Source organism: Roseospirillum parvum (genome assembly GCF_900100455.1).
Taxonomy (GTDB): Bacteria; Pseudomonadota; Alphaproteobacteria; order Rhodospirillales; family Rhodospirillaceae; genus Roseospirillum; species Roseospirillum parvum.
The window spans coordinates 205,722-232,704 of sequence record NZ_FNCV01000001.1; the positions used below are offsets into that span (position 1 = coordinate 205,722).

22 protein-coding genes and 1 tRNA gene are annotated in these 26,983 nt (G+C 71.4%); 13 read left to right on the forward strand and 10 right to left on the reverse strand.

Translation table 11 applies throughout. The features are described 5' to 3' along the window. Nucleotides 1-18: 18 nt before the first annotated feature. The 5 genes from BLR95_RS00860 (at nt 19) to BLR95_RS00880 (ending at nt 5,914) form a co-directional block, all read left to right on the forward strand. Nucleotides 19-1,062, forward strand: coding sequence for a glycosyltransferase (locus BLR95_RS00860; protein ID WP_092614046.1), 1,044 nt, complete (start codon nt 19-21; stop codon nt 1,060-1,062). Further along, a complete protein-coding gene (locus BLR95_RS00865) occupies nt 1,059-2,102 on the forward strand; it encodes a glycosyltransferase (RefSeq protein WP_092614047.1) in 1,044 nt (347 codons plus the stop codon). Before BLR95_RS00860 ends, BLR95_RS00865 begins: the two co-directional genes overlap by 4 nt. Nucleotides 2,103-2,107: 5 nt before the next feature. Next, entirely contained in the window at nt 2,108-3,922 is a 1,815-nt protein-coding gene (gene asnB, locus BLR95_RS00870) for an asparagine synthase (glutamine-hydrolyzing) (RefSeq protein ID WP_092614048.1), read from the forward strand. A gap of 383 nt (nt 3,923-4,305) precedes the next feature. Next, a complete protein-coding gene (locus BLR95_RS00875; RefSeq protein ID WP_092614049.1) occupies nt 4,306-5,640 on the forward strand; it encodes a dihydroorotase in 1,335 nt (444 codons plus the stop codon). 31 nt (nt 5,641-5,671) lie between these two features. Further along, nucleotides 5,672-5,914, forward strand: a complete 243-nt coding sequence (locus BLR95_RS00880; protein WP_092614050.1) for a GlsB/YeaQ/YmgE family stress response membrane protein — start codon at nt 5,672-5,674, stop codon at nt 5,912-5,914. A gap of 359 nt (nt 5,915-6,273) precedes the next feature. On the opposite strand, the gene BLR95_RS00885 is transcribed toward BLR95_RS00880, so the two are convergent. From BLR95_RS00885 to BLR95_RS00895, 3 genes are all read right to left on the reverse strand, one after another. Further along, nucleotides 6,274-6,366: transfer RNA gene (locus BLR95_RS00885), tRNA-Ser, on the reverse strand. A gap of 160 nt (nt 6,367-6,526) precedes the next feature. Beyond that, nucleotides 6,527-7,159, reverse strand: coding sequence for a glutathione S-transferase family protein (locus BLR95_RS00890; protein ID WP_092614051.1), 633 nt, complete (start codon nt 7,157-7,159; stop codon nt 6,527-6,529). A gap of 77 nt (nt 7,160-7,236) precedes the next feature. After that, complete coding sequence (locus BLR95_RS00895) at nt 7,237-8,211, reverse strand: hydrogen peroxide-inducible genes activator (RefSeq protein WP_092614052.1); 975 nt, start codon at nt 8,209-8,211, stop codon at nt 7,237-7,239. Nucleotides 8,212-8,520: 309 nt separating this feature from the next. Between BLR95_RS00895 and BLR95_RS00900 the strand changes: the two genes are divergently transcribed. Then, nucleotides 8,521-11,427, forward strand: coding sequence for a FecR domain-containing protein (locus tag BLR95_RS00900; RefSeq protein WP_092614053.1), 2,907 nt, complete (start codon nt 8,521-8,523; stop codon nt 11,425-11,427). 219 nt (nt 11,428-11,646) lie between these two features. On the opposite strand, the gene BLR95_RS00905 is transcribed toward BLR95_RS00900, so the two are convergent. Further along, nucleotides 11,647-12,639 carry a sensor domain-containing diguanylate cyclase gene (locus BLR95_RS00905; RefSeq protein ID WP_092614054.1) on the reverse strand — a complete coding sequence of 331 codons (993 nt, stop codon included), beginning with the start codon at nt 12,637-12,639 and terminating at the stop codon, nt 11,647-11,649. 283 nt (nt 12,640-12,922) lie between these two features. Continuing rightward, nucleotides 12,923-16,171: a YhdP family protein gene (locus BLR95_RS00910; protein WP_092614055.1), complete on the reverse strand. Its 3,249-nt coding sequence runs from the start codon at nt 16,169-16,171 to the stop codon at nt 12,923-12,925. Between the two features lie 190 nt (nt 16,172-16,361). Between BLR95_RS00910 and BLR95_RS00915 the strand changes: the two genes are divergently transcribed. The 4 genes from BLR95_RS00915 (at nt 16,362) to BLR95_RS00930 (ending at nt 21,387) form a co-directional block, all read left to right on the forward strand. After that, nucleotides 16,362-19,400 carry a bifunctional [glutamine synthetase] adenylyltransferase/[glutamine synthetase]-adenylyl-L-tyrosine phosphorylase gene (locus tag BLR95_RS00915; protein WP_092614056.1) on the forward strand — a complete coding sequence of 1,013 codons (3,039 nt, stop codon included), beginning with the start codon at nt 16,362-16,364 and terminating at the stop codon, nt 19,398-19,400. A gap of 42 nt (nt 19,401-19,442) precedes the next feature. Then, entirely contained in the window at nt 19,443-19,934 is a 492-nt protein-coding gene (gene bcp, locus BLR95_RS00920) for a thioredoxin-dependent thiol peroxidase (RefSeq protein ID WP_092614058.1), read from the forward strand. A 76-nt stretch (nt 19,935-20,010) separates the two neighbouring features. After that, nucleotides 20,011-20,826, forward strand: a complete 816-nt coding sequence (locus tag BLR95_RS00925) for a ferritin-like domain-containing protein (RefSeq protein WP_092614060.1) — start codon at nt 20,011-20,013, stop codon at nt 20,824-20,826. A gap of 27 nt (nt 20,827-20,853) precedes the next feature. Further along, on the forward strand, nt 20,854-21,387 hold the full coding sequence (locus BLR95_RS00930; protein ID WP_092614062.1) for a hypothetical protein: 534 nt from the start codon (nt 20,854-20,856) through the stop codon (nt 21,385-21,387). A gap of 12 nt (nt 21,388-21,399) precedes the next feature. Here the strand turns inward: BLR95_RS00930 and rsmD are convergent, their stop codons facing one another. Together rsmD and BLR95_RS00940 are read right to left on the reverse strand one after the other, a co-directional pair. Continuing rightward, the gene (gene rsmD / locus BLR95_RS00935) at nt 21,400-21,984 is read right to left on the reverse strand and encodes a 16S rRNA (guanine(966)-N(2))-methyltransferase RsmD (RefSeq protein ID WP_092614063.1); all 585 of its coding nucleotides are present in this window, start codon (nt 21,982-21,984) and stop codon (nt 21,400-21,402) included. Further along, nucleotides 21,981-22,817, reverse strand: coding sequence for a pseudouridine synthase (locus BLR95_RS00940; RefSeq protein WP_092614065.1), 837 nt, complete (start codon nt 22,815-22,817; stop codon nt 21,981-21,983). Before BLR95_RS00940 ends, rsmD begins: the two co-directional genes overlap by 4 nt. Nucleotides 22,818-22,910: 93 nt before the next feature. Here BLR95_RS00940 and BLR95_RS00945 point away from each other — a divergent pair, with 93 nt between their 5' ends. From BLR95_RS00945 to BLR95_RS00955, 3 genes are all read left to right on the forward strand, one after another. Beyond that, complete coding sequence (locus BLR95_RS00945; protein WP_092614067.1) at nt 22,911-23,360, forward strand: nucleoside deaminase; 450 nt, start codon at nt 22,911-22,913, stop codon at nt 23,358-23,360. Between the two features lie 83 nt (nt 23,361-23,443). Next, nucleotides 23,444-23,791 carry a carboxymuconolactone decarboxylase family protein gene (locus BLR95_RS00950; protein WP_092614069.1) on the forward strand — a complete coding sequence of 116 codons (348 nt, stop codon included), beginning with the start codon at nt 23,444-23,446 and terminating at the stop codon, nt 23,789-23,791. A gap of 5 nt (nt 23,792-23,796) precedes the next feature. Beyond that, on the forward strand, nt 23,797-24,282 hold the full coding sequence (locus tag BLR95_RS00955; RefSeq protein WP_143130902.1) for a hypothetical protein: 486 nt from the start codon (nt 23,797-23,799) through the stop codon (nt 24,280-24,282). A 24-nt stretch (nt 24,283-24,306) separates the two neighbouring features. Here BLR95_RS00955 and BLR95_RS00960 read toward each other — a convergent pair whose 3' ends face one another. The 3 genes from BLR95_RS00960 to BLR95_RS00970 form a co-directional block, all read right to left on the reverse strand. Further along, nucleotides 24,307-24,885, reverse strand: a complete 579-nt coding sequence (locus BLR95_RS00960; RefSeq protein WP_092614073.1) for a DUF924 family protein — start codon at nt 24,883-24,885, stop codon at nt 24,307-24,309. A gap of 11 nt (nt 24,886-24,896) precedes the next feature. Then, nucleotides 24,897-25,382: a LysM peptidoglycan-binding domain-containing protein gene (locus BLR95_RS00965; protein WP_092614074.1), complete on the reverse strand. Its 486-nt coding sequence runs from the start codon at nt 25,380-25,382 to the stop codon at nt 24,897-24,899. Between the two features lie 86 nt (nt 25,383-25,468). Next, entirely contained in the window at nt 25,469-26,959 is a 1,491-nt protein-coding gene (locus BLR95_RS00970; protein ID WP_092614076.1) for a M48 family metalloprotease, read from the reverse strand. Between the last annotated feature and the right edge of the window lie 24 nt (nt 26,960-26,983).

A 26,983-nucleotide genomic window follows, 5' to 3' on the forward strand; every position in this document is an offset into this window, starting at 1 on the left:
CAAGGTTCACCCTGGCCCATGGCCCACATCGTCCTGGCCGACGACGGCATCGAGTTCGACGGCACCACCCCCGAACGCGGCCCCCTGGGCGGTGCCGAAAGCGCCGTCATCGCCCTGCTCGAGGCGCTGGCGGCGCGTGGTCACGTGGTGCAGGGGTTCACCCGCTGCGCCGTGGCGGTGGCCCACAAGGGGGTCGACTGGCGGCCGCTGGGCGAGGGGCTGCCCGACTCGGCCGACCTTTACATCGCCAACCGGGCCGACCACCTGATCGGCGCCCTGCCCGGGGCGCGGCGCACCGTGTTCTGGATCCACAATCCGGCCACCTACCTTTTGAAGCTCCGCTACCTGTGGCCGCTGCTGCGCCACCGCCCGCCGATCGTCTTCATCGGCGACTACCACGCCCGCACCTGCCCGGGCTGGGTGCCCTCGGGCGGCCGGCATGTCATCCCCTACGGCCTGACCGAGACCTTCCACGGCCGCGCCGAGGCCGACACCCCGCCGCCGCCGCGCGCCGTCTTCACCTCCAACCCGCTGCGCGGCCTCGACTGGCTGCTCGACCTGTGGGCCGGCGACATCCGGCCGCGCGCCCCGGAGGCCGAGTTGCACTTGTTCTGCGGCCCGGCGGTCTACGGCAGCCACGGCGGGCGTCACGGGGCGGCCATGCAGGCGATGCTCGATCAGGCCCGGGCCACCCCCGGGGTGGTGCTGCGCGAGCCGCTGCCCAAGGCCGCCCTGGCCGAGGAATTGCTCAAGGCCCGGGTGCTGCTCTATCGCGGCGACCTCAACGAGACCTTCTGTGCCGCCGTCGCCGAGGCCCAGGCGCTGGGCGTGCCGGCGGTGGTCACCCCCCTGGGCTCCATGCCCGAGCGGGTGCGCGACGGCGCAACCGGGGTGGTGGCCCAGACCGACAGCGCCTTCGCCCAGGCGGCGGTCGACCTGCTGACCAACCAAACAACGTGGTGGCCCATGCACCGGGCCGCCCTGGCCGCCGGCGCCGGGCTGACCTGGGACCGCGCCGCCAGCGCCTTCGAGAGTTTGATCCCCATCAAGGAGACACCATGAGCCCGCGTGTGATGCAGGTGATGGCCGGCGCCCCGCACGGCGGGGCCGAGCTGTTTTTCGAGCGTCTGGCCATCGCCCTGGCCGACAGCGGGCTGGACCAGCATCTGGTCATCCGCCCCGACGCCGACCGCCAGCGCCGCCTTCAGGCGGCCGGCATCACGCCGCACACCCTGCCCTTCGGGGGGCGGCTCGACGTCAAGACGCGGCTCGGCCTGCGCCGGCTGATCGGGCAGCTCAAGCCCCAGGTGGTGCTGAGCTGGATGAACCGGGCCACCCTGTTCTGCCCGCCGCCGGCCGGGCGCTTCGTGCAGGTGGCGCGGCTCGGCGGCTACTATGACCTCAAGTACTACAAGCGCTGCGACCACCTGATCGGCAACACCGAGGACATCGTCGACTATCTGACCGGCCAGGGCTGGCCGGCCGAGCGGGCCCACCACCTGCCCAACTTCGTCAGCCAGCGACGGGCCGAGCCGGAATCCCGCAAGGCCCACTACACGCCGCTCCAGGCGCCGCTGATCTTCGCCCTGGGCCGTCTGCACCCCAACAAGGGCTTCGATGTGCTGATCCGCGCCCTGACCCGGGTGCCCGACGCCTACCTGTGGCTGGCCGGCGAGGGCCCCTTAAGGGCCGAGCTGGAAGCCCTGGCCCAGGAACTGGGGGTCAAGCCCCGGGTCCGCTTCCTGGGCTGGCGCGAGGACGTGGCGCCGCTGTTCGCGGCGGCCGACCTGTTCGTCTGCCCGTCGCGCCACGAGCCCCTGGGCAACGTGGTGCTGGAGGCCTGGGCCCAGGGCCTGCCGGTGGTCGCCGCCGACGCCCTGGGGCCGGGCACCCTGATCGAGCACGGCGAAAGCGGCCTGCTCGCCCCGATCGACGATCCCGAGGCCCTGGCCAAGGCGATCAAGGCGGTGACCACCCAGCCGGCCCTGGCCGACAGGCTGGCCGAGAACGGCCTCGCCGCCTTCGAGGCCGGCCATACCGAAGAGAAGGTGGTGCGCGCCTATCGGGCCTTCTTCGACCGGGTCGCCCGGCAGGGGGACTGAGCGCCATGTGCGGCATCGCCGGCATCCTGGCCGACGGGCCGCTGCCCGAGGCGGCGCTGGCCGACCTCGCCCACACCCTGGCCGGGGCGCTGGCCCATCGCGGGCCGGACGGTGCCGGCTGGCACCTGGACCCGGCCCGGGGCGCCGCCCTGGTCCACACCCGGCTGGCCATCGTCGACGTGGCCGGCGGCGACCAGCCCTTCGTCGATGCCGCCGGGCGGGTCCTGGTGGCCAACGGGGAAATCTACAACCACCTGGATTTGCGCGCTTTCCTGGAGGCCGAGGGGGCGGCCCCGGCGTGGCGCTCGGGCTCGGACTGCGAACCCCTGCTGCCCCTGTTCGCCCACCTCGGCGAAGGGTTCCTCGGGCGCCTGCGGGGCATGGTCGGGCTGGCCCTGCTGGAACCCGTGGCCGATCACCGGGCCCGCGTGCTGCTGGCCCGCGATCCTTTCGGCATCAAGCCCCTGTACGTGGCCGAAACCACCTTCGAGGGCCGTCCGGCCACCCTCTTCGCCTCCGAACCCCGGGCCCTGCTGGCCAGCCGCCTGATCCCCCGCGCCGCCGATCCGGGCAAGCTGGCCGAGCTGCTGCAGCTTCAGTTCACCACCGGGCGGCCGACCGCCCTCCCCGGCATCGAGCGGGTGCTGCCCGGCGAGACGGTGTGGCTGGAAGGCGGACGGGTGCACAGCCGAACCCGCCGGCACCCCCTGCCGCCGCGCCCCACCTCGGGCCCCCCCACCGAGCCTCTCCAGGCAATTGACCGCCACCTGGAAGACACCGTCGAGGCCCACCGCATGGCCGACGTGCCGATCGGCATGTTCCTCTCCGGCGGGCTCGATTCGGCGACCCTGCTCAGCCTCATGGCGCGCCGCCCGGGGCCGCCGGTCAAGGCCTTCACCGCCGCCTTCCCGGGCAGCGCGGCGGCCGACGAACGCGCCCGCGCCCGCGCCGTGGCCCAGGCGGCGGGGGCCGAGCACATCGACCTGGAGGTGACCCGGGGCGATTTCCTCACCCACCTGCCGGCCATCGCCGCCTGTCTGGACGATCCGGCGGCCGACTACGCCATCGTCCCCACCTGGCTGCTCGCCCGCCGCGCCGCGCAAGAGGTGAAAGTGGTGCTGACCGGCGAGGGGGGTGACGAGTTGCTCGCCGGCTATGGCCGCTACCGCGCCGCCACCCGTCCCTGGCCGCTGGCCCGCCCGATGCGCCGGCGCGGCACCTTCGATGGCCTCGGTGTGCTGGCCGACCCCCCCACCGGCTGGCGCGACGGCATCGCGGCGGCCGAGCGTGGCGCCGCCGAGCTGGGCCTCAAGGGCCTCAAGCGGGCCCAGTGGGTGGACCTCGCCGACTGGCTGCCCCACGACCTGTTGGCCAAGCTCGACCGCTGCCTGATGGCCCACGGCCTGGAAGGGCGCGTCCCCTTCCTCGATCCCGTCTTCGCCCCCTTCGCCTTCCACCTGCCCGATGGCCTCAAGGTGAAGGGCCGCCTGGGCAAGTGGCTGCTCCGCCAGTGGCTGGCCGAGCACGCCCCGGCGGCCGCCCCGATGGCCCCCAAACAGGGCTTCACCGTGCCGGTCGGCGAGTGGATCGCCAGCCAGGGAAAGCGCCTCGGCCCGCTGGTCGCCGCCCAGCCCGGCATCGCCAGCCTGACCCGCCCGGCCGAGGTGCGCCGCCTGTTCGCCAGCCTCGACCGGCAAAGCGACGGCCGCGCCCGCTTCGCCGCCTGGAGCCTGCTCTTCACCGCCCTGTGGCACCAACACCATGTGATGGACCTTCCCGCCGACGGTGACGTCTTCGAAACCCTCACCCGGCGGGGGTAAAAGGGGCGCTGCCCCTTGGACCCCGCTGGGGAGGCCGGGAGGCCTCCCCAGACCCCACCATTCCTTTTGGGGCGCAACGCGGGTTGGAAGCCAAGGGCGGGCGGTGTCTGGTTGCAGGCCGGCAAGCCGGCCTGCGAACAACCTCCACCGGCCCGTGACGCGCACTCGAAAAATCGTCCTGGCGGGGGTCCGGGGGAGCCCCAGGCTCCCCCGGTGGGGATTGAAAGGGGCAAAGCCCCTTTCGTGTCCTGGCCTTGCGCAAACGGTGCAGGCCGGCTCGGCAATCCCCATATGAGCTGTCAAGGAAAGGAGGGGTGTGGGGCGGCCCGGCCGCCCCGCGTCATCCTGGCCGCATTCGGGCGGCCCCAAAGGCGAGGGAGACGATGACCAGCTTTGATCTCATTCTCAAGGGCGGCCGTGTGGTCACGCCGGCGGCCGAACAGGTGACCGACGTCGCCATCCGCGACGGGCGCATCGCCGCCCTGGGCGATCTGGCCCGCGCCGGTAAGGCGGCCGAGGTGGTCGATGTGAGCGGGCTGACCGTGCTGCCCGGGGTGATCGACAGCCAGGTGCACCTGCGCGAGCCCGGCAACGAGCACAAGGAAGACCTGGAGACGGGCAGCCGGGCGGCGGTCAAGGGCGGCGTGGTGGCGGTCTTCGAGATGCCCAACACCAACCCGCCGACCACCACCGCCGAGGCGATCGCCGACAAGCTGGTCCGGGCCCGCGGGCGGATGTTCTGCGACCATGCCTTTTTCGTCGGCGCAGCGATGCGCAACGTGCATCGGCTGGCCGAGCTGGAGCGTCTGCCCGGCTGTGCCGGGGTCAAGGTGTTCATGGGCAGCTCGACCGGCAACCTGCTGGTCGACGACGACGCCACGGTGACCCATGCCCTGGCCTCGGGCCGGCGCCGGGTGGCCGTGCACTGCGAGCACGAGCCGAGGCTTCAGGAGCGTTGGCATCTGGTCAAGGATGGGGCCGAGGTGCACGCCCATCCCGAATGGCGCGACGTCGATACCGCGCTTGAGGCGACCCGCCGGCTGCTGTCGATCGTCGAGGGGACCGGGCGGCGGGTCCATGTGCTGCACGTCACCACGGCCGAGGAAATGGCCCTGCTGGCCGACCACAAGGCGCTGGCCTCGGTCGAGGTGACGCCCCAGCACCTCACTCTGGCGGCGCCCGAGTGCTACGACCGCCTGGGCTCCAAGGCCCAGATGAACCCGCCGATCCGCGAGGCCCGCCACCGCGAGGCTTTGTGGCAGGCCCTCGACCAGGGGGTGGTGGACGTCATCGGCTCCGACCACGCGCCGCACACCCTGGAGGAAAAGGCCCGGCCCTATCCCCAGTCGCCCTCCGGCATGCCCGGGGTGCAGACCCTGGTCCCGGTGATGCTGAGCCACGTCAACGCCGGGCGGCTGTCGCTGCGCCGCTTCGTCGACCTGACCAGCGCCGGCCCGGCCCGGGTCTACAACGTGGCCGGCAAGGGGCGCCTCGCCGTGGGCTATGACGCCGACCTGACCGTGGTCGACATGACCACCGAACGCGAGATCACCGACAACTGGATCGAAAGCCGCGCCGGGTGGACCCCGTTCGCCGGCTTCAAGGCCACCGCCTGGCCGATCCACACCGTGGTGCGCGGCCGCATGGTGGTGCGCGACGAGACCATCATGGGCGATGCCCAGGGGCGGCCGGTGCGCTTCCTCGACTGTTACCAGTAACTGTTACCAGTAACCCAAGCGGAGGATTTCCATGAGCCTGATCATTTTTCTGCTGATCGGCCTGCTGGCTGGTTTCCTGGCCGGCAAGATCATGAAGGGGCGCGGCTTCGGTCTGATCGGCAATCTGCTGGTTGGCGTTGTCGGCGCCGTCATCGGTGGCTATCTGGTCACCCTGCTCGGCTTCTCGGCCTCCGGCCTGATCGCCGAAATCATCGTCGCCACCCTGGGCGCGGTGGTTCTGCTGGCCGCCATCTCGTTCATCAAGAAAGCCTGAGCCGGCGGGCGGCACGGGAGCAAGGAAGTGCCGCCCCCTTGACCCCAGGGGTGCCCTGGGGTGACTTGGACCTGTTGCCCATGATGGCGCTGCCGCCCGGGCGCCACCGGCGGGCGCCCTGGCGGGGGCGATTCGAAACGATGGAAATCAGCTCGGGAAATCCGCTCCGGAAATCCGCTCCGAAGCGCTTCGCGTGCTCTGTCGGTCGCGCAACACGCTGTGGATTCTTGATGTCGCCGCAAGCCGCCGCCGCGATCCGGTCCGGATCGCTCGGGAGTCGCTCCACGGCGCCGATGCGCCCGCTTTTCCGGCTCTCCGCGAACCGGGTGATGATAGGGGGGCGGGATAATCAAGGGAACTGGCGGATGGGGTGGGATTCGAACCCACGATAGAGCTTTTGACCCTATACTCCCTTAGCAGGGGAGCGCCTTCAGCCACTCGGCCACCCATCCACGAAGCCCCTCGGCGGGGGCCTTGCGCCACCGCGTCGGTTGAACCGCCGGCCCTGGAACGCAGCGGTTCAGGGGGCCGGGGTCGCCCCGGGAGCGGTACTTCTAATGGATCGCCCGGGCAGCGTCAACCAAGCGTCAACCAAGTGCCAAAACGCCGATTTCAGCGCTCCAGTTGGGGCACCGCCATGCCGCGTTGCACCGCCTCGCGCTGGCCCAGGGCGTCGAACCAGCGGGCCACGTTGGGGAAGGCGGCAAGGTCGATGTGATGCCAGTCGTGGCGGTCGATCCACGGGTAGCAGGCGATGTCGGCGAGGGTCACCGCCTCGCCGGCCAGGAAGGGGACCTCGCCGAGCCGCCGGTCGAGCACCTTGTAGAGGCGCTCGGTCTCGGTGCCGAAGCGCTCGATGGCGTAGTCGATCTGTTCCGGCGCGGCGCGGCGGAAGTGATGGTTCTGGCCCAGGATCGGCCCCAGCCCGCCCATCTGGAACATCAGCCACTGCAGGGCGACCGAGCGCTGCCGGGGGTCGGCCGGCCACAGCGGGCTGTTGGTCTTCTCGGCCAGGTAGATGAGGATGGCGCCGCTTTCGAAGACCGTGATCGGCTGGCCGTCCGGCCCTTGCGGATCGACCATCACGGGGATCTTGTTGTTGGGGTTGAGGGCCAGGAACTCGGGCGCGAACTGGGCCCCGCGCATGATGTCGATGACCTGCACCCGATAGGGCAGGCCGACCTCCTCCAGCATGATCGAGGCCTTGCGACCGTTGGGGGTGGTGAAGGTGTAAAGGTCGATCACCGCGCGCTCCCGCCTGTCATGGGGGTCATTGGTTTGGGGAGGGAAGTCCTGAAGGGTGACGGCCGGTGGCCGATCCGTCAACCGGGGGCGGTCGATGCGGCGGGCGGCGGTTCTCCGCCGCTGTCCGGTGCCGCCAGGGCCGCCACTTCCGGACGCAGGGTGGCGGCGAGCAGGGTCAGATCGGTGCCCAGCGGCGAGCCCTTGCGCCAAACCAGGGCCACCTGACGGGCCACCCGGTTGACCGCCAGCGGCCGGGTGATGACCTCCGGCCCGCCTTCCACCGGCACCGCCATGCGCGGCACCAGGGTGACGCCCAGGCCGCCGGCGACCATCTGGATCAGGGTGCCGAGGCTGGTCGCCTGGAACACCTCGCCGGCTTCGTCGGCGGTGGCGGCGCGCGGCACCTGCAGGCGGCAGGCGGCCAGGGCGTGGCCGCGCAGGCAGTGGCCGTCCTCCAGCAGCAGCAGCCGCTCCTGGGCCAACTCCTCGGGATCGATCGCCGCCTGATCGGCCAGCCGGTGGTCGCGCGGCAGGGCGACCCAGACGTCTTCCTCGCCGAGCACCGCCACCTCCAGGCCGGCGGTGTCCCAGGGCAGGGCGATCAGGCCGGCGTCCAGGCGGCCGCTGTCCAACTGGTCGAGCAGGCGGGCTGTCTGGTCCTCGCGCAGGAACAGGCGCAGCGCCGGATGGCGCTGGCGGATCACCGGCAGCACCCGGGGCAAAAGATAGGGGGCCAGGGTGGGGATGACGCCCAGGCGCAGGCGGCCGCTCAACGGGGCGCCGGCGGCCTCGACGGCGCGCACCAGGGCCTCGGCGTCGCGCAGCAGGGCGCGGGCCCTGATCACCGTGTCCTCGCCGACCGGGGTCAGGCGCACCTGACGGCGGCTGCCGCGCTCGACCAGGGTGGTGCCGAGCAGGGTTTCCAGGTCCTGCAGGCCGGCGCTCAGGGTCGACTGGGTGACCCGGCAGGCCTCGGCGGCGCGGCCGAAGTGCAGGTGTTCGGCCAGGCTGACCAGATAGCTCAGTTGGCGCAGGGTGGGCAGCGGGGTCATCGAGCGTACCGGCTTGGTGTGTCTGAACCGTCCACATGGGGTGGCGGGGCCGCCGCGCCAAGGGGGGGCAGGGCGAGGTTCTTGATCCGCCAGCCCCAGGTTCTTGATACCGCCAGTCATCGTCGGGTTTTGCAGCAAAAGTCATTTTCAATCCGCCTTCAATGGTATCTAACTCAAAGGTCATATCAACCAATGGCGGGCTTGGGGGCGGCACCGGCCTGGGGCATACTGGCAGCCCTGGACCACGGGCCAGCCGGCCGGGCGCGCCCTGGTCCCGTGCAACCACTCCCCCGCCCGGAGGCGGCGCTCATGACCCATCAGGCCCCCTTCCCCGATCCTGGCGTGACTCTTGATGCGACCTCTGGCGAGTCGCCGCCGATGCAGGTTGTCGAGGCCTCGGCCGATGGTCAGGTGGTGCTGCCCGACGCGGCGACCCTGCTCAATGGCGACTATGTCAAGCTGGGGCCCGACCTTTTGATCGTCGGCCCGGACGGCGCGCGCTGTCTGGTGGTCGATTACTTCATCGGCGGCGATGCGGCCGACCTCACCGTGCCGGACGGCTCGGCGGTGCTGGCCGGCGAATTGGCGGTGCGGCTGGCCGGCGGTGTGGCGCCCGGCCAACTGGCCCAGGCCGGCGACGCGGCGCAGCTCGCCCAGGCGGCGCCGATCGGCACCGTCAACAGCCTCGGCGGCACGGTCACCGTGGTCCACGCCGATGGCACCCGGGAAACCCTGAACGCCGGCGATCCGGTGTTCCAGGGCGACCTTCTGGAAACCGGCCCGGACGGCGCGGTGGGCATCGTCTTCATCGACGACAGCGCCTTCTCGCTGGGCTCCAGCGGGCGCATGGTGCTCGACGAGATGGTGTTCGACCCGGCCAGCGGCCAGGGCTCGGCCAGCATCGACATGATCTCCGGCGCCTTCTCCTTCGTCTCCGGGCAGATCGCCCGGGCCGGCACCGACGCCATGACCATCGACACCCCGGTGGCGACCATCGGCATTCGCGGCACCTCGGGCGACGGCGAGGTGTCGGCCGATCCGGAAAGCGGCGAGCCGGGATTGCAACTTGTCCTGGTCGCCGAGGCCGACGGCTCGGTGGGCGAGTTGATCGTCATTCCGCTGGGCGGGGGCGCTCCGCAGGTCATCAACCAGGCTCTGGGAGCCCTGCGCATCGGCGCCGGTGGGGTCGAGGTGTTCGTCATGACCGCGGCCGAATACCAGCAGGTGTTCGGCGGCAGCCCGGTCCGCCAGTCGCTGCGCCAGATCAGCGACCGGGCGGCCCCGGAAGGACGCGAACAGGGCGGCGACGGCGCCGATGACGCGGGCGCCGACAACCAGGACGATGATGCCGATGGGGCGGACGGCGAAACGGATCAGGACGACGCCGGCGAGGATACCGAGAGTGGTGATGGAACCGACGCCCAAGGCCCCCAGACCGGCGACGGCACCCTGACACGCTCGCAGGCCATCGCCCTGTTGCAAAGCATGGGCTTCACCGCCCAGGACGTGGCCGCGTTGACGCCGGCCCAGCAGCAGGCCCTGCGCGCGCGGCTCGAGGCCCTGGCCGAACAGCAGGAGAGCCTGAACGGCGGGACCGCCAGCGGCGGCGAGGCCAATGGGGGCGAGGACGACGATCCGGTGATCGAGGTGCCGGACCAACTGAGCAGCCTGATCGACCGCGTCATCCAGGGGACCAGCGGGGTGGACGAGATCGGCGACACCAGTGAAATCACCTCGCCGACCATTCAGGTCAGCAATGATGACAACCTGCGCGACGGCATCTCGGGCATGGAAGGCAACGACAAGGCCTACGGCTACGGCGGCGACGACTACATGGCCGGCGGCAGTGGCGACGACTATCTGTACGGCGGTGACGGCGACGACCACATCCATGGCGACATTCCCACGGGCAGCGACGCCACCGAGTTCGAGAACGCCGGGATCAGCTTCGGCGGGGGCGTCGATGGCGACGACCACATCTTTGGCGGCACCGGCAACGACGTCATCAACGGCGGCGGTGGCAACGACGTCATCAGTGGCGATGACGGCAACGACACCATCGACGGCGGCGACGGGACCGACACCATCACCGGCGGCGACGGCAACGACACCATCGACGGCGGGGTGGGAAGCGGCGACCAGATCTACGGCGGCGCCGGCAACGACAGGTTGAGCGGCGGCACCGACACCGTCGCCGACACCGTCGAGGGGGGCGACGGCGACGACACCATCGAGGTGCACGCCCACGACACCGTCAACGGCGATGCCGACAACGACACCTTCATCGTCTATGCCCGGGCGAACATCGAGACCGGGGGCAACGGCGAGGCAACCATCGACGGCGACAGCGGGACCAACACCCTGCAGTTCAATGGTCTGTCGGGCAATGCCGCCGGCAACAATTCCATCGACATGACCGGCAAGAGTGCCGGTCACCTGAACAACGTCGCGATCTGGGATCTCAGTCCGTCCAGCAGCATGCTCGATCTGGTGGTGGATCGGGACACCATCGACAACACCACGCCCGCCGATGTGCTGACCATCAAGGGCCAGTCGACCCAGGACGTGGTCTACGACATGACGGGGGGCACCGGCTCGGTCACGGTGACCGACGATCTGGGCGGCACCCTGACCCTGGAGGACAGCCCCAAGACCCTGGCCGTCGAGAACAACATGACCTTGCGGATCTGGGGCGACGGGGTCTTCGACGGCACCCCCCAGACCACCGACGAAACGGTGACCCTGGATACCCCGGGCGGCTACGACCGCCTGCAGATCGACCTGGGCGGAAATGGGGTCATCAGCACCTCGACCTATGGCGATGTGCTGGCGCTTGAGGGCGGCGCCTTCGATCTGCGCGACACCCCCAGCGGCAGCATCAAGGGAGTGGAAACGCTGAAGGTCGCGACGGATGGGGGAAGCCTGAAGATCGATTCGGATCTGATCGACGCTCTGTTGTCGACCGCCACCCTCTCTGATCTGGACTCCCTCACCGGGACGCAGACCGGCATCATGATCATCGGGAACAGCGGCGGCACCCAGGAGACTCTGGACCTCAACGACGAATACTACAATTTCGGTGATATAAGTTCCGAATTGGGTCCCTCCTACTCGGTGTATTCCACCGACTATGTTGACCCATGGTCGGGGTCAACCATCATTGTTCGGCACGGCGATTTCAACGTGATCGGTGATAAGGGGGCGGGGGGCTCCTGAGCGTCGTTTGTTCGCGGCGTCGCCTGCCCCTTTCCCCATCCGGGCGCCCTTTCCAGGCCGTGGCCACCCGGGGGGGCGTCTCATGCCGCTGTGCCAAAGACCTGACGTGCCAACCGTCCGCGACGGATGCCTGACGCACCGGTCCGCCGGCACGGCGCTTCCCGCGTCATCATCCGCCCCGTGAAGGGGCCGAAGATCACTTTTTGAGCGGGCGGTGGGTCAGGTGCCGGGAGCGACCAGGGTCGGTTCGTCGTCCGGGTGGCTCGGGTTGGCGTGGGCGACGCGGTTGCGCCCCGCCGCCTTGGCGGCGTACAGCGCCCGGTCGGCGGCGCTGATCAGGGCCGCCGGGCCGATCTGCGGGGTCGGCCGCAGCGCCGCCACCCCGACACTCAGCGTGACAATGCCCTCCCGCGGGTTGCCCGAATGGGCGATGGCCAGGCCCGCCACCGCGGCGCGGATGCGCTCGGCCACCCCCAGCGCACCCTCCAGCCCGACCCCGGGCAACAGCACGGCGAATTCCTCGCCGCCGTAGCGGGCGGCCAGATCGGAGGGTCGGAAGACCTGCCCGCCCAGGGCCTTGGCCACCGTCTTCAGGCAGTCGTCCCCGGCCTGATGGCCGTAGGTGTCGTTGTAGGCCTTGAAGTGGTCCACATCGACCAGCAGCAGGGACAGATGGCTTTGTTCGCGCTGTGCCTGCAGGCAGTCGGCCTCGATCGAGGCGTCGAACGAGCGGCGGTTGGCCAGTCCGGTCAGGCCGTCCTTGTTGACCAGGCTTTGCAGGGCGATCTGGGCCAGCTTCTGCTCGGTCATGTCGCGCAGGGTCTCGACCACGGCGACCAGCTCGCCGTCCTCGGAATAGATCGGCCCGGCGTCGATGGCCAGATACAGGCGCTTGCTGGCCCGCGGCATGACGCACCAGTTCTCGGCGCTGAGGCCCAGGTTGCGGTCGACCGGCAGGGCGTGGGTCTCATACAGCTCGCCCAGCTGATCGGTGCGCCCCTGGACCACGGTGTCGGCCAGACAGGCGCGCGGCCGGTCGTAGAAGGCCTGCCAGTGCTGGTCGGTGCCCAGCACCTCTTTCGCTTTCACGCCGGTCAGGCGTTCGCAGGCTTTGTTCCAGATGAGCACCTTGCCCTGGGCATTGAGCACGAAGGTGGGCACCACCAGGTGCTGCATCAGGCGCACGGCGAAGGCCTGGCCCAGGTCGAGCATGCCGGCGCCGCCCCCATTGGGCGACCCGCCGGCGACCGGACTGGCGGCCGCCGTGGCACGGCCCGACGGGTCGAGCCCCCTGTTTTCCCTTGTCATCGTTTCCCCTTTCGCGCCGGCTCATGGCCGACGCTTTCCCTGTATCGATGGCCGGGGCTTGGTGGGTTGTCTTGCCGTCGTTGTGCGGCATCCCCGGCTCCCGTTGCGGGTAGTTTACACGCAACCCGATGCATATCGGAACGGGGAAATGTGGGGTGCCGTTCCACTTTTGGGGTCGGGGCGGGGGCTATTCCGGCTGGCTGGCCGGCGGCGCTTCGTCGAATATATCGAACAGCCGGCGCAGGAAGCCGGGAGCCAGGGCGGACAGCGCGTTGACCGAGGTTTCCGGCGCCTCGATCGGGCCGCTCAGCCGGTAGTTGGCGGCGAACACGCCGCCGCCCTTCTCGCCGCCGGTGAAGATGTCGCCGATCAGCGGGATGTTGCCGAGCACGCTGTTGACCGCGTAGGCGGGCACGATGGTGCCGGCCAGGTCGAGGGTTTCCGGTTGCTCGCTGTCCGGGTGGGTGTCGATGCTGCCCGAGGCGGTGATGCCCAGCGATGGCCCGGCGGCCCGCGCCTCGTTGAGGAACAGCACGCCGTCGGTGTAGGTGAACGGCGCCCTCAGGTGCGACATGTACAGCCCCTCGCCGCCCAGGGTGTCGAGGATGCCGGTCAGCGCGGCGATGCTCAGCACGCGGGCCATCAGCGGCGCGTCGTGCAGGCGGAAGGCGCCCATGCGCACCTCGCCGGCCACCGCCCCGGAAACACCCATCTCGCCGTCGATGGTCAGCTCGCCGCCCTCCACCTGCTCGCTCAGCCCGAACACCCTGAGCAGGGCGCCGGCATCGGCGGTGGTCACCGAGAACACCCGCCCGGCGCCGGTCTCGGCCGGGGCCAGGGTGGCGGTCAGCGGCGTGCGGCCCTCCAGCATGGCCTCGATGCGGGCGCTCTGCCAGCGCTCGCGGTCGCGGCGCAGGGTGAAGGCGACCTTTTCCAGGGTGCCTTCCGGGCTGACCCAGACCACGTCGAAGGCCCCCTTGAGGGTGATCGGTGGCAGGTCGTTGACCTCTCCGGGCAGCGGCTCGGCGGTGTCTGGCGTGGTCGCCGCGCGGGCCCGGTCGAGGAAGCGGGTGGCATCGAAGCTGGGCCCGCTGAGCTGGATGTCGAAACCGCCCTGGTCGGTTGGCGCGAAGCCGCCGCTGGCCACCGTGCTGCCGAAACGCAACTGATCGACGCTGATGTACTCGATGGCGCCGCCCTTGGTCAGGCTGACCCGGCCCTGAAGGTCCAACTCGTCGCCGGCGCCGAGCCAGAAGTCGGAGACCTCGGCCAGCCGGTTGTCCTCCAGGCGCAGGGTGGCCGAGGCATTGGCCGGCTCGCCGGCCGGCTTTTCCCAGTCCAGGCCGGGCAGGCGCATGGTGGTTTCGGTCAGGTCGACCTCGGCCCTCAGCGAGGCCAGATCGGGGGTGAGGCGGGTCAGCACCACCTCGGCGCCGGCCGGGCCGCTGACGAAGGGCGGCATGAAGGGCGCCAGATCCAGCCCCAGCACGCCGCGCTGGTGGTCGTCGAGCCTTCCCTTGACGTGGAAGCGGCTGACGAAGTCGGCCCCCTCGGCGAACATCTCCTGCCAGGTGAACTGGCTGTCGATGCCGCCGATGGCGCCGCGCCCGGTGACGATCATCTGGCTCGGGTTGACGTTCAGCTTCAGCGCCCCCTGGCTCAGGTCCTGGCCCATCACCACGCCCTTGAGGGCCGCCGCCTGGGTGGTGGCGGTGGCGCGCACGTCCATCTCGGCCAGCTTGAGGTCGCTCAACAGGGGGAAGGCCAGGGCCAGGCGCACCTTGGCGTTGCCGCTGGCGGCGGCGGGGTCGAGGCCGAGCTTGCTCACATAGCCCAGGGGCGGGTGGTCGACCACCCGCAAGGCATCGCCCAGCGGCCCGGTGATGCCCAGCCGGATGTCGATGTCCTGATCGGCCGCGTCGAAACCACCCAGCCTGATCTCGCCGTCGCTGACCTTGAGGCCGTAGAGCCGGCCGTCGGTGATCTCAAGATCGATGCCCGAGGGGTGGAAGGTGGCCTTGGTCGCCGCCTGCCTGACCGCCGGCATGGGGGGCAGGTAGTCGACCGTCACCCCCTGGGCGGTGGCCTGGCCTTCCAGGGTGTCCAGGGTCAGCAAGTCCCAGTCCGGCCCGCTCAGGCGGACCGAGAAGGTGGCATCGTCGATGCGGCCGCCGAACAGATGGGTGCTCACCCAGTCGTGGCCGCCGGGCGCCAGGCTGGGCGGCCACAGAACCGCCAACTGGTCGAAGGACAGGGGCGAGACGGCGGCCTCGGCCGACAGGTCGAGCCCGCTGTCGCCGCGCTCCAGGCGGCCGCTGGCGATCACCGTGGCCCCCTCGCTGCCATCGGGCAGGGTCAGGTCGACGGTCAGGTTGGCCAGATCCACCCGCGCCAACCCGGCCCCGCCCCGCAGGTCGAGCGACAGGCCCGAGAAATGCGCGGTGTGGGCCAGCGGCGCCGGCAGGTCGATCCGGCCGGGCCCGCTTTCCAGGGTCAGCGCCAGATCGCGGACCAGCGGCGCGCCGCGCAGCATGAGGTCGGCCTCCAGCCGTGCGTCGAGCCCTCCGCGCACCCCGGTCAGTTGGGCCAGGGCGGGATCGAAGCCGGCCAGATCGGCCGGGCGCAGGTTGGCCAGCCGGGCCGAGACGCCCAGTGCGCCGCCCAGCGGGTCGAGGTCGGCGAACAGTTCCAGCCGGCTCGGCGGGCCTTCGCCCAGGTCGAGGTCGAGCCAGCCGTCCAGGGCCACGCCGCGCTCGATGCTGGCCAGGGTCAGGGTGGCCGCCGGGACCCGCCAGTCGATGCCGCGCCGGCGGTCATCGACGGTGATCTCGGCATCGACCACGCGGACCAGGGCGAGGTCGGCCAGCAGGGGCGGCGGTGGCGCCCCGCCCGGGGCCAGATCGAGGCGGGCCGCCAACTGGTCGAGCAGGGGGGCGATGTCGGCCGGGGCCGCCGAGTCGGCGTCCGATCCGTCGATCTTCGTGCCCGGCCAGCGGAAGCCGTCGCCGTCGCCGGTGCTCAGGGCCCAGCCGCCGTCGGCCTCGTGGATCACGGTCAGGCGCGGCCGGACGACCTCGACCGAGGTCAGGGCCAGCCGCCCTTCCATCAGCCGCCGGGCGCTCAAGGAAACCGACAGGCTGGGCACCCGGAGCAGGGGGGCCCGGTCGCCGCCGGCCTCGGGATCGCGGACGGTGACACCGCGCATCCGGATGTCCAGCGCTCGGTCGGGGCCGGCCCAGGTCAGCACGGTGGTCTCGAAGGCGAGATCCACCGGCAACTCGGCGTCATCCAGCGCCTGGCGCAGGTAGGGCGACAGGAAATCCAGCTCGACCGGCCCCTGGGCCAGCCGCCAGGCGCTGACCGACAGGCCGAGAAGAAGCAGCAGACCAACCGTTGCCAGGGCCCGAAGCAGCAGTCTGACCGTGCCGTGAACCACCCTGGCGCGTTCTCCTGCATGGGGTTGGTGGGAAATCGGGGGGCGGGATCGCCGGGCCCGCCGATCCTGCGAGCCTGTCGGGCGGTCCACTTTTTGAACTTGCCGGGCCGCCGACGGGATGACAATCCCTAACATCGGCGCAAAAATCCAGGCCGCCGCTCACCGCTGGTTTTGGAGCCCGCCCTTTCCCATGTCCGACTTCCCCTATGCCGCCCGCATCGCCGCCGCCCTGCCCGCCGCCGCCGACCCGCAAGCCGCCGCCCGGGGCCGCGAGCGCTGGGCCGAAAGCGCCGGGCGGCTGGCCGGCGGCACCCCGGAGCAGGTGGCGCAGGCCCAGGCCATGCGCGCCGCGCTGGACGACGCGGCCGTCTCGGCGGTGTTCGCCGCCCTGTTCGGCGGCAGCCCGTTCCTCTCCGGCATCATCCAGCGCCGCCCGGACGACTTCCTGAGGCTGGTCGCCGAGGGGCCCGAGGCGCTGCTCGACACGGTGCGCGCCGAGCTTGACGGTCCGGCCCGGCGGCTGACCGACAGCGCCCCCCTGATGGCCACCCTGCGCCTGGCCAAGCGCCGGGTGGCCCTGCTCACCGCCCTGGCCGACATCGCCGGCGACTGGCCGTTGGCCAGGATCACCGGGGTGCTGTCCGATTTCGCCGCCCGGGCCCTGTCGGTGTCGACGGCGCATCTGCTGGCCCAGGCCGCCGGGCGCGGGTTGATCGAGTTGCCCGACCCGGCCAACCCCGAGGCGGGCAGCGGCTACGTGGTCATCGCCATGGGCAAGATGGGGGCCGGCGAGCTGAACTACTCCAGCGACATCGACCTGATGGTGTTCTACGACCAGGAGGTGATCGCCTACCGCGGCCCCAAGACGCCCAAGGAGTTCTATGTCCGGCTGACCCGGGATCTGGTCCGCCTGATGGAGGAGCGCACGGCCGACGGCTACGTCTTCCGCACCGACCTTCGGCTGCGTCCCGACCCCGGCTCGACGGCGGTCGCCATGTCCATGGAGGCGGCCGAGCTGTACTACGAGGGCTTCGGCCAGAACTGGGAGCGCGCCGCCATGATCAAGGCGCGCGCGGTGGCCGGCGACCTCGCCGCGGGCCGTGCCTTCCTCAAGCGGCTGCGTCCCTTCGTCTGGCGCAAGAGCCTGGATTTCAATGCCATCCAGGACATCCACTCGATCAAGCGGCAGATCAACGCGGTGAAGGCCTGCGGGGTGGTCACCGTGGCCGGCCACAACATCAAGCTGGGCCGGGGCGGCATCCGCGAGGTGGAGTTCTTCGCCCAGACCCAGCAGTTGATCTGGGGCGGCCGCGAACCCCGCCTGCAGGTGCCGCAGACCCTGGGGGCCATCGCCGCCCTGGCCGAGCGCGGGCTGGTCGATCCGCCCACCGCCCAGTCGCTGGACCGCTGCTACCATCTTTTGCGCCGGGTCGAGCACCGCCTGCAGATGATCGACGACGCGCAGACCCAGACCCTGCCCAAGGAGCCCGAGCGGCTGACCCATCTGGCCCGCTTCCTGGGCTACCCGGACGCCAGCGCCTTCGCCGCCGAGTTGCGCGACATCCTGTGCACGGTGGAAGCCCACTACGCCGACCTGTTCGAGGACGCCCCGTCGCTGTCCGAGGACGGCAACCTGGTCTTCACCGGCAGCGAGGACGATCCGGACACCCTGGCCACCCTGGCCGGCCTGGGCTTTTCCAACCCCGCCTCGGTGGCGGCGGTGATCCGCGGCTGGCACCACGGGCGCTACCGCTGCCTGCGCTCGACCAAGGCGCGCGAGAAGCTGACCGAGCTGACCCCGGTGCTGCTCCGGGCGCTGGGCGCCACCTCCAACCCGGACGGCGCCTTCAACCGCTTCGACGAGTTCCTGAAAAAGCTGCCGGCCGGGGTGCAGATCTTCGCCCTGTTCGCCGCCGATCCCGGCCTGCTTGGCCTGCTGGCGCGGATCATGGGCGACGCCCCCCGGCTGGCCGACCAGTTGGGCCGCAATCCGGCCCTGGTCGATTGCCTGATCGATCCCGACCTGCTGGCGGCGCCCGACACCTCGGTCGCCGCGCTGAGCGGCGAGTTGGCCCTGCATCTGGCCCAGACCAGCCATTTCGAGGAGGTGCTCGACCGCTGCCGGCGGTGGGCCAACGACCGCCGCTTCCAGGTCGGGGTGCTGGTGCTGCTGGCCCGCATCGACGCCGAGACCGCCGGGCGCGCCCTGTCGGCCCTGGCCGACGCGGTGCTCGGCGCCCTGATGCCCTACGTGGTCGAGGATCTGGCGCGCAGCCACGGCAAGGTGCCGGGCAGCGAGGTCGCCGTGCTGGCCATGGGCAAGATGGGCGGCCTGGAGATGACCGCCACCTCCGACCTCGACCTGATCATCCTCTACCGCGCCGACCCCGAGTGCCCCGGTTCGGATGGGCGGCGGCCGCTGTCGCCGGGCGACTGGCACATCCGCCTGACCCAGCGCTTCATCAACGCCATCACCGCGCTGACCGCCGAGGGCCGGCTGTACGAGGTGGACATGCGCTTGAGGCCCTCGGGCAACAAGGGGCCGCTGGCGGTCAGTCTGGATGCCTTCGAACGCTACAACCAGGCCGATGCCTGGACCTGGGAGCACATGGCGCTGACCCGGGCCCGGGTCTGCCTGGGGCCGGCCGGGTTGGCCGAGGCGGCGCGCCAGGCCACCGCCCGCACCCTGACCCGCCAGCGCGATCCCGGACGTCTGGTCGCCGAGGTGGCCGAGATGCGGGCCCGCATGGCCCGCGAACACAAGGGCGACGATCCGTGGGAGGTCAAGCACCGGCGGGGCGGGCTGATCGACATCGAATTCATCGCCCAGTACCTGCAACTGCGCCACGCCCACGCACATCCCCGGGTGCTCGCCCCCAACACCCTGGGGGCGCTTCGGAAACTGGCCGATGCCGGGCTGCTGGAGGCGGCCACCGCCGGGCGGCTGATCGAAGCCCACCGGCTGTGGCTGGCCGTGCAGTCGGTGCTGCGTCACTGCGTCGAGGGGCGCTTCGAGCCCGGGCGCGCCTCGCCCGGGCTGGTCCGCACCATCGTCGACAGCGTCGCCCTGGTGCAGCCGGAGGACCCGCCGGCCGACCTCGACGATCTGGCCCGGCGCATGGACACGGCGGCCGACGCGGCCTATCTGATCTTCCAGGAGTTGATCGAGACTCCGGCCAGCCAGGTGTCCGCACCCGCCGATCCCCGGACGGCGGGCGCGGGACCCTGAGCCGGCTTCGCCCCGCCCCGACGCCACTTCGACGGACCGAGCATGAGCCAGACCCAGACCCGACCCGCCGCCGGCGATCCGGCGCCCGACTTCGCCATGGCCACCGATGGTGGTGGCCAGGTCTCGTTGAGCGACTTCAAGGGCCAGCCGCTGGTCCTCTACTTCTACCCCAAGGACGACACCTCGGGCTGCACCAAGGAGGCCCAGGCCTTCCGCGACGCCAAGGCGGCGTTCGACGAACTGGGGGTGACCATCGTCGGCGTCTCCAAGGACAGCGTGAAGAAGCACGACACCTTCAAGGAGAAGTACGAGCTGAACTTCCCGCTCGGCTCCGACCCCGAGGGCGCGGTCTGCGAGGCCTACGGGGTGTGGGTGGAAAAAAGCATGTATGGGCGCACCTACATGGGCATCGAGCGCTCGACCTTCCTGATCGACGGCGCCGGCGTGGTCGCCAAGGCATGGCGCAAGGTGAAGGTGGCCGGCCACGCCGAGGCGGTGCTGGACGCAGCGCGCCAATTGAAGGGCGCCAGTTGAAAGACGCCAGTTGAAAGCGCCAGTTCAGAACGATTGACCGGCCGGCGGTGCGGGGCCGGGGGCCGAGGGAGACGGCATGTTCGACAGCCTCACCACGCGGGCCCGGTTGATCCTGCTGGAAACCGCGCCGGCCGCCAAGATCACCCGGACCCGCGACCTCGCCACCGCCTGGCGGGCCGGCGCGGTGCCGCGCATCGGCAGCGCGCCGCCGCCCGAGCGCCCCGGCCGGCCGGCCCGGCCCCAGTTGCTGCCGCCGCGCCAGATGCCCCGGCGCAGCGGCGGGGTGGCGGGGCGCGTCGCCCTGCTTCATGCCCTGGCCCACATCGAGCTCAATGCCATTGATCTGGCCTGGGACCTGATCGTGCGTTTCGCCGAGCAGGAACTGCCCCACGCCTTCTTCACCGACTGGATCGCCGTGGCGCTCGACGAGGCGCTGCACTTCGAGCTGCTGGAGGAGCGCCTGCGCCAGCTCGACAGCCACTATGGCGCCTTGCCGGCCCATGACGGGCTGTGGCAGGCCGCCGAGGCCACCGCCGACGACCTGCTGGCCCGTCTCGCCGTCATCCCGATGAGCCACGAGGCGCGCGGCCTGGACACCACGCCGGCCACCATCGCGCGGCTGACCGCCCAGGGCGACGCCGCCTCGGCCGGCATCCTGAAGACCATCCTGACCGACGAGATCCGCCATGTGCGGACCGGGGTGCGCTGGTTCCGCTTTGTCTGCCAGCTGCGCGGTCTGGACCCCGAGGCCACCTTTGTGGAAAAACTGGCCACGCACCTGCCGGCCGGCCTGAAGCCGCCGTTCAACCACGCGGCGCGGGCCGAGGCCGGCTTTCCCGAGCCCTGGTACACTGCCGCCGCCCGGTCCGACCACACCCGCGGCGTCGGCTGACCGCCCACCAACCGGAGACTTTCCAAGATGCTCAAACGTCTGCTTGGCCTGGGCGGGGCGCTGGCCACCGGCCTGCTCGCCGCCTGTGACGAGGCGCCGCAAAGCCAGCAACTGTTCCTCGAAGGGGCCGGCACCTGGAGCTATCTGGTCGATGCGGTGAAGGACGGCCCGCTGTGGGTCGATGTGGCCGGCAACCCGTTCGCGGTGGCCGATGCCGATGCCGCCCGGGCCATGGCCGAGGCGGTCGAGCGCGGCATGACGGCGCTCAAGATCACCACCACCACCGACCGCGCCGCCGCCGCCCGCCCCATGTACCGCCTCAAGGTGGTGCTCAACCCGGGTCCGTCGGCCAATTTCCGCAAGCTGTGCCAGGAGATGGCGCCGGCCGGCCCGCCGCCCGAGGGCAAGCTTGAGATCCTGATGGGGTTCTGTGTCGAGGACGAGGTGCGGGGCGCCGCCCGGGGCAGCCTGCCGACCACCGACAACCCCCGGGCCGAGCCGCTGGTCCAGTTGATCGGCCGCATGACCCGTCAGGTGCTGGCCCGCAACACCGACCGCTGAGGTCCCGCCGGGTCAGCCTTCGGGAACGACCAGGGTCAGGCTGCTGCGGCCGAAGGTGCGGCTTTGCTCGATGGTGAAGCCGGGCACGGCGTCCAGCGGCCGGGCGTGCTCGACCACGGCCAGGGTTTCTGGGCCGATCCAGCCGGCCGCCGCCAGCGCCGCCAGGGCCGGGGGACCCAACTCCTGGCCATAGGGCGGGTCGAGCAGCACCACCTCCATGGGGGCGTCGGCGGGCGGCGGCTTGAGGGCGTCGGCGGCCAGCAGGCGGGCCCGTCCGGGCGGCACCTCCAGGGCCTTCAGCGCCGCCGCGACCAGCCGCCGGGCCTCGGCCGAGGTGTCGAGGAAGGTCACCTCGGCGCCGCGCGACAGCGCCTCCAGCCCCAGCGCCCCAGTGCCGGCGAAGGCATCGAGCAGGCGCACCCCGTCCAGGCCATGGGCGCCCCGGCGGAAACGATGGGCGAGCAGGTTGAACAGGGCCTCGCGCACCCGGTCGGTGGTCGGCCGGATGCGGTCGTCGGGTGGCCCCGGCAGGCGGCGTCCCTTGTAGGCGCCGGCGATCAGGCGCAGCCCGCGCGAACCCTGGGGGTGGCGGCTCATGGGCGGGCGCGGCGCCGCTTCTGGGCCGGCTGGGGCAGCGAGGCGGCGGGGATGAGGCCGGAAAGCTGCTCGCGCAGCACCTTGCCGGAGACCTCCTCGACCGCCCCGGGGGCCAGCCGGCCGAGCTGGAAGGGGCCGTAGGAAACCCGGATCAGCCGCCCGACATCCCACCCGAAGTGGGCCATCAGCTTGCGCACCTCGCGGTTCTTGCCCTCGCGCAGGCCGACCATCAGCCAGGCGTTGCCGCCCTGCTGGCGCTCCAGTTGGGCGGTGACCGGGCCATAGCGCACCCCGTCGATGGTCAACCCCTCGGCCAGACGGGCCAGCTCGGCCTCGGTCGGGCGACCGTGCAGGCGCACCCGGTAGCGGCGCAGCCAGCCGGTGGCCGGGGCCTCCAGGCGGCCGGCCAGGGTGCCGTCGTTGGTCAGCAGCAGAAGCCCTTCCGAGGTCAGATCGAGGCGGCCCACCGAGACCACCCGGGGCAGCTCCGGCGGCAGGCTGTCGAAGACCGTCGGGCGGCCTGCCTCGTCGCGGTGGCTGGTCACCAGCCCGGGCGGCTTGTGGTAGCGCCACAGGCGGGTTTCGCCGATGGTGGGGACCGGCTTGCCGTCCACCTCCAGGGTTTCGCCGCCTTCCAGGACCACCGCCGGGGTGTCCAGCACGCGGCCGTTCAGGCGCACCCGGCCGGCGGCGATCAGGCGCTCCACCTCGCGCCGCGAGGCGACGCCGGCGCGGGCCAGCACCTTGGCGACGCGGCCCCGGTCGGGGGCGTCGTCGGGCGAGTCATCGGGGGCGTCTTTGGGCGCCTTGGTGCGGGAACGGTCGGTGGGCATGGCGGGGCGGTCTTTTCGCGGGAGGTGGCCGAACGGCGTTTGGGCGAGGTATACCCATTGCCGCCCCGAGGCAACCCCGAGCGCGGACAGCCGATGCCCAATTCGTTCCTTGAGATGGCCTTCGCCGAGGCCGAGGCCGCCGCCGCCCGGGGCGAGGTGCCGGTGGGTGCCGTGGTCGTCGCCGCCGATGGCCGAAGCGTGCTGGCCCGGGCCGGCAACCGGGTCGAGGAATTGGCCGACCCCACCGCCCACGCCGAGGTGCTGGCCCTGCGCGCCGCCTGCCAGACCCTCGGCCGGCCGCGCCTTGAAGGGGCCAGCCTGTACGTGACCCTGGAGCCCTGTGCCATGTGCGCCCAGGCCGTCGCCCTGGCCCGGGTGGCCCGGCTGGTCTTCGCCGCCTACGATCCCAAGGGCGGTGGCGTGGAGCACGGGGCCCGGGTGTTCGCCCGCCCCACCTGCCACCACCGCCCGGAGGTCATCGGCGGCATCGACGAACGCCGCGCCGCCGCCCTGCTGGCGACATTTTTCAAGGCCAGACGGTAGGCGGCGGGGGTAGCGTCCCCCCCTGGTCGGGCCTACCTTTCGGTTTGACCAAAAATGACGTTTTTCACCAAGGAGGTTCCCCGATGTACAAGGACTGGAAAAAGCTGACCGGCGACCTGGGCGGCGCGATGAAGGAAACCCGGGCCGGCATTCCCGAGACCTGGGGCGCCTTCTCCGACATGGCCGCCGCGGCGACCAAGGACGGGGCGCTCGACCCCAAGACCAAGGAGCTGCTGGCGGTTGCCATTTCCATCGCCGTGCGCTGCGATGGCTGCATCGCCTTCCACGTGCGCGGCGCGGTCAAGAACGGGGCCACCCGCGAGGAGATGCTGGAGACCATTGGCATCGCCCTGTTCATGGGCGGCGGGCCGTCGAGCGTCTACGGGGCCCAGGCCCTGGAGGCCTTCGACCAGTTCTCGGCCGGCAAGTGACGGCCATGCGGCGATCTTCCCTGCGCCGTGGGCTGGCGGCCCTGGGGGTGGGGCTTGGCCTGGCCTTGGGGCTGGTCGGCCCGGCCCTGGCCGCCGGCGGCGGCGGGGGGCATGGTGGCGGCGATGGCGCGGCGACCGAGGAAGACGCGGCGCCGCGCTACATCCAGTTGCGGGCCATCTGGGTGCCGGTCGAGCGGGGCGGCGGCCCGCCCACCCAGGCCCCGGTGACCATCCGCCTGTTCCCCAACCCGGAGCACGCCGACCGGGCCTGCAAGAGCGCCCCGCTGGTTCACGACGCGCTGGTTCGCAAGATGGCCCGCCAGCCGTTCCCGCCCGAGCAGATCGAGGGGTTGGCCAAGCAGGGGCCGCGCCTGCGGGAGATCGCCAATCAGGTCAGCGGGGCCGGGGTGTGGGATCAGGTGGAGGCCTTTCCCAATCAGGTCCCCCGGCCGGACGCCGAATCGGACAAGCTGTCCTCGGTCTGCAAGTAGGCGGGAGCGCTGGGCGGTGGGGGATCAGAAGCCGGCCCCGGGCTGGCTCAGGTAGGCCTCCTCCTGCGCCGTGTTGGCCCGCCCGAGCACCGCGTTGCGGTGCGGAAAGCGGCCGAAACGCGCGATCACCGCGTGGTGCTTCACCGCCCAGTCGTAGGGCGAGCCCTCGGCCTCGGCGCCCGGCAGGTCGGCGAACAGGCGCAGCGCCGCTTCCTGGTCGGCCAGCGCTTCCGAGTGCTCGTAGGGCAGGTAGAGGAACCAGCGGTGGACATCGGGCAGGCCCCGGTCCAGGCCCATGGCGATGGCCTGCTTGACCAGGGCCAGGATGTGCCCGTCCGAGGCGTAGGCCCGGGGGTCGTCGCGGTACAGGTTGCGCGGGAACTGGTCGAGCAGCAGGGTCAGGGCGACCAGGCTTTCCGGCTCGCCGGCCCAGGAATCGAGCTGGCCGGCGGCGGCGGCGCGCTGGGTGTCGGCGAAGCGGGCCGCGATCTCGGCGTCGAAGTCGGCGTCGCGGGTGAACCAGATGGGGCGTGGGCGGCCGAACTCGGGACCGTCCTCGGGGCCGAACCAGAAATCCAGGATGTCACGCGGGGAGACGCTCATCGGCGGGGCTTTCAGTTGGCGGCGGCGGCCAGCGGGTCGTGTTTGGGAATCCAGATCAGTTGGCGGTGTTCCAGGTGGTCGGTCTCGACCAGCCAGGGGTTGAGGGCGATCAGCACGTCCGGTGTGGTCTTCTCGCGCCGGGCGAAGGCGGCCACGGTGTCGCCCTGGCGGGCCATGCCGCGCAGGATGGGAAAGTCGACCGGGCTGCCCACCGGCTCCGGGGCGAACGAATCGTCCAGGTCGGCGTTGAGGCTGGCGATGGTTGCCAGATGGGTTTCCACCTCGCGGGCCAGACGGGCGTTTTCGTCGGCCAGGCGGTCCACCTCGGCCTTGAGGTCGGCGGTGCGCTGGCGCATCTCCTCGGCCCGCGTTGCCATGGCGCGGATCACCTCGTCGCGCGCCTCCAGCATCACCCCGGCCCCGGCGGCGAGGCCGCCAAGCAGCAACAGCAGGGCCAGACAGACGTAAGGCCAGGGGCCGCGTCGCGGGGCGGGCATGGGGACTCTCCAGGGGGGCGTGGGCGCGACCCCCAGTCTACACGCCCGCCGGCCACCGCCCAATGAATGAAAGCGGTGCCCGGTGCTCAGGAGGCGCGGGCGACGATCTTCAGCGGCCGGTCGGTGGGCAGCGGGCGGCCCTCGGGAATGTCGTTGAGCAGGCGGAACCAGTCCTCGTTGTAGGTCTGGTAGGGCAGGTTGGCGGCCAGCCGGTCGAGCCGGTCGTCGGGCCGGGCGTAGGCGACGATCAGGCGCATCGGCTGGATGCGCGCCGCCTCCGCCGGATCGAGCCGCTCGAAGCTGTAGGTGGTGCGGCGGAAGGACTCCGAGCGCTGCGCCATGCGGCCGCGCGGGGTGGCGAAGAGGAAGCGGAAGACCTGCCCGGAGGGGCCGTCCAGCGCCACCAGCCGAAGGTCGTACTCGCCGCTGCGGCCGGCCCCGGTGGCGCCGTCGAGGCCGTTGACCTTGAGCCGCTCGAGCTGCGACAGGGCCAGTCGGGGGGCCCATTCCTGGCGCAGATAGGCGACCAGATCGCGGCTCTTCTGGGGGCGGGCCATGTCGAACACGATCACCGAGTCGTCCGGGTGCTGGGCGACCACCTGGCTCGGCCGGTTGGTCATGCGGAAGCCCTCCGGCACGACGAACTGGAAGCCCAGTCCGGGGTGGGCGAAGCGCCGCCCGTAGACGATGCCCTGCTGCGGCGAATCGCCGAAGATCATGCCGTTGATCTGCTCCATCAGGGCCTCGCGGCCGAGCTTCGGATTGGCCGGGCGGGCCTCGCTGGCCTGCTCCATGGCGCGCCGGGTGCGGTCGATGGTGCGCGGGTGGGTGGACATGAAGTTCATCTCGTCCACCTGGCCCTCGGGCAGGCCCATCATGCGGGCCTCCACCTGGGCCTGCTGGCGCAGGGTGGCGAGGAAGCTGACCATGGCCTCGGGGTCGTAGCCGCCCCGGCTCATGTAGCGCACGCCCAGCATGTCGGCCTCGAACTCCTGGTCGCGCGAATAGCTCTGGATCCACGAGGCGGCGACGCCGCTGGCCATCTGGGTCACCGCCTGACTGCCGGTGGCGATGCCCAGCACCGCCACCCCGAGCTGGGCCAGCATGCCCTGGCTCAGGCGTTCGGCGGTGTGGCGGGCGTTGACGTGGCCCAGCTCGTGACCCAGCACGCCGGCCAGCTCGGCCTCGTTGCTGGCCAGGGCGATGGCGCCACGGGTGATCGCCACCTTGCCGCCGGGCAGCGCGAAGGCGTTGACCACCGGGCTGTCGAGAACGGTGAACTCGTAGGGCAACTGGGGCGTCTCGGTCAGCCGGGCCAGGCGGTTGCCGATGCCGGTCACGTAGCCGTTCAGCCGCCGGTCCTCGTAGGCGCCGCCGAAGGCCTCGACCAGCTTGGGGTACTCCCGGGTGCCCAGCTTGATGTCATCTTCCAGGCTGTAGACGCCGGTGAAGCTGCTGCGCCCGGTCGCCGGGTTGGTCGACACGCAACCGGTCAGCGCGGCGCTGGCGGTGGCGGCGCCGCCGCCAACCAGAAAGGCGCGGCGGCTGAGGAGGGGGGCGGGGCGGACGGACAGCATGGGACGGGCCTCCGGACGACGGCA

Excerpts from the sequence above, each read along its gene's own strand:
- BLR95_RS00860 (WP_092614046.1), top strand. The coding sequence starts at position 19 with ATGGCCCACATCGTCCTGGCCGACGACGGCATCGAGTTCGACGGCACC.
- BLR95_RS00865 (WP_092614047.1), top strand. The coding sequence starts at position 1,059 with ATGAGCCCGCGTGTGATGCAGGTGATGGCCGGCGCCCCGCACGGCGGG.
- asnB (WP_092614048.1), top strand. The coding sequence starts at position 2,108 with ATGTGCGGCATCGCCGGCATCCTGGCCGACGGGCCGCTGCCCGAGGCG.
- BLR95_RS00875 (WP_092614049.1), top strand. The coding sequence starts at position 4,306 with ATGACCAGCTTTGATCTCATTCTCAAGGGCGGCCGTGTGGTCACGCCG.
- BLR95_RS00880 (WP_092614050.1), top strand. The coding sequence starts at position 5,672 with ATGAGCCTGATCATTTTTCTGCTGATCGGCCTGCTGGCTGGTTTCCTG.
- BLR95_RS00895 (WP_092614052.1), bottom strand. The coding sequence starts at position 8,211 with ATGACCCCGCTGCCCACCCTGCGCCAACTGAGCTATCTGGTCAGCCTG.
- BLR95_RS00900 (WP_092614053.1), top strand. The coding sequence starts at position 8,521 with ATGACCCATCAGGCCCCCTTCCCCGATCCTGGCGTGACTCTTGATGCG.
- BLR95_RS00905 (WP_092614054.1), bottom strand. The coding sequence starts at position 12,639 with ATGCTCGACCTGGGCCAGGCCTTCGCCGTGCGCCTGATGCAGCACCTG.
- BLR95_RS00915 (WP_092614056.1), top strand. The coding sequence starts at position 16,362 with ATGTCCGACTTCCCCTATGCCGCCCGCATCGCCGCCGCCCTGCCCGCC.
- bcp (WP_092614058.1), top strand. The coding sequence starts at position 19,443 with ATGAGCCAGACCCAGACCCGACCCGCCGCCGGCGATCCGGCGCCCGAC.
- BLR95_RS00925 (WP_092614060.1), top strand. The coding sequence starts at position 20,011 with ATGTTCGACAGCCTCACCACGCGGGCCCGGTTGATCCTGCTGGAAACC.
- BLR95_RS00930 (WP_092614062.1), top strand. The coding sequence starts at position 20,854 with ATGCTCAAACGTCTGCTTGGCCTGGGCGGGGCGCTGGCCACCGGCCTG.
- rsmD (WP_092614063.1), bottom strand. The coding sequence starts at position 21,984 with ATGAGCCGCCACCCCCAGGGTTCGCGCGGGCTGCGCCTGATCGCCGGC.
- BLR95_RS00940 (WP_092614065.1), bottom strand. The coding sequence starts at position 22,817 with ATGCCCACCGACCGTTCCCGCACCAAGGCGCCCAAAGACGCCCCCGAT.
- BLR95_RS00945 (WP_092614067.1), top strand. The coding sequence starts at position 22,911 with ATGCCCAATTCGTTCCTTGAGATGGCCTTCGCCGAGGCCGAGGCCGCC.
- BLR95_RS00950 (WP_092614069.1), top strand. The coding sequence starts at position 23,444 with ATGTACAAGGACTGGAAAAAGCTGACCGGCGACCTGGGCGGCGCGATG.
- BLR95_RS00955 (WP_143130902.1), top strand. The coding sequence starts at position 23,797 with ATGCGGCGATCTTCCCTGCGCCGTGGGCTGGCGGCCCTGGGGGTGGGG.
- BLR95_RS00960 (WP_092614073.1), bottom strand. The coding sequence starts at position 24,885 with ATGAGCGTCTCCCCGCGTGACATCCTGGATTTCTGGTTCGGCCCCGAG.
- BLR95_RS00965 (WP_092614074.1), bottom strand. The coding sequence starts at position 25,382 with ATGCCCGCCCCGCGACGCGGCCCCTGGCCTTACGTCTGTCTGGCCCTG.
- BLR95_RS00970 (WP_092614076.1), bottom strand. The coding sequence starts at position 26,959 with ATGCTGTCCGTCCGCCCCGCCCCCCTCCTCAGCCGCCGCGCCTTTCTG.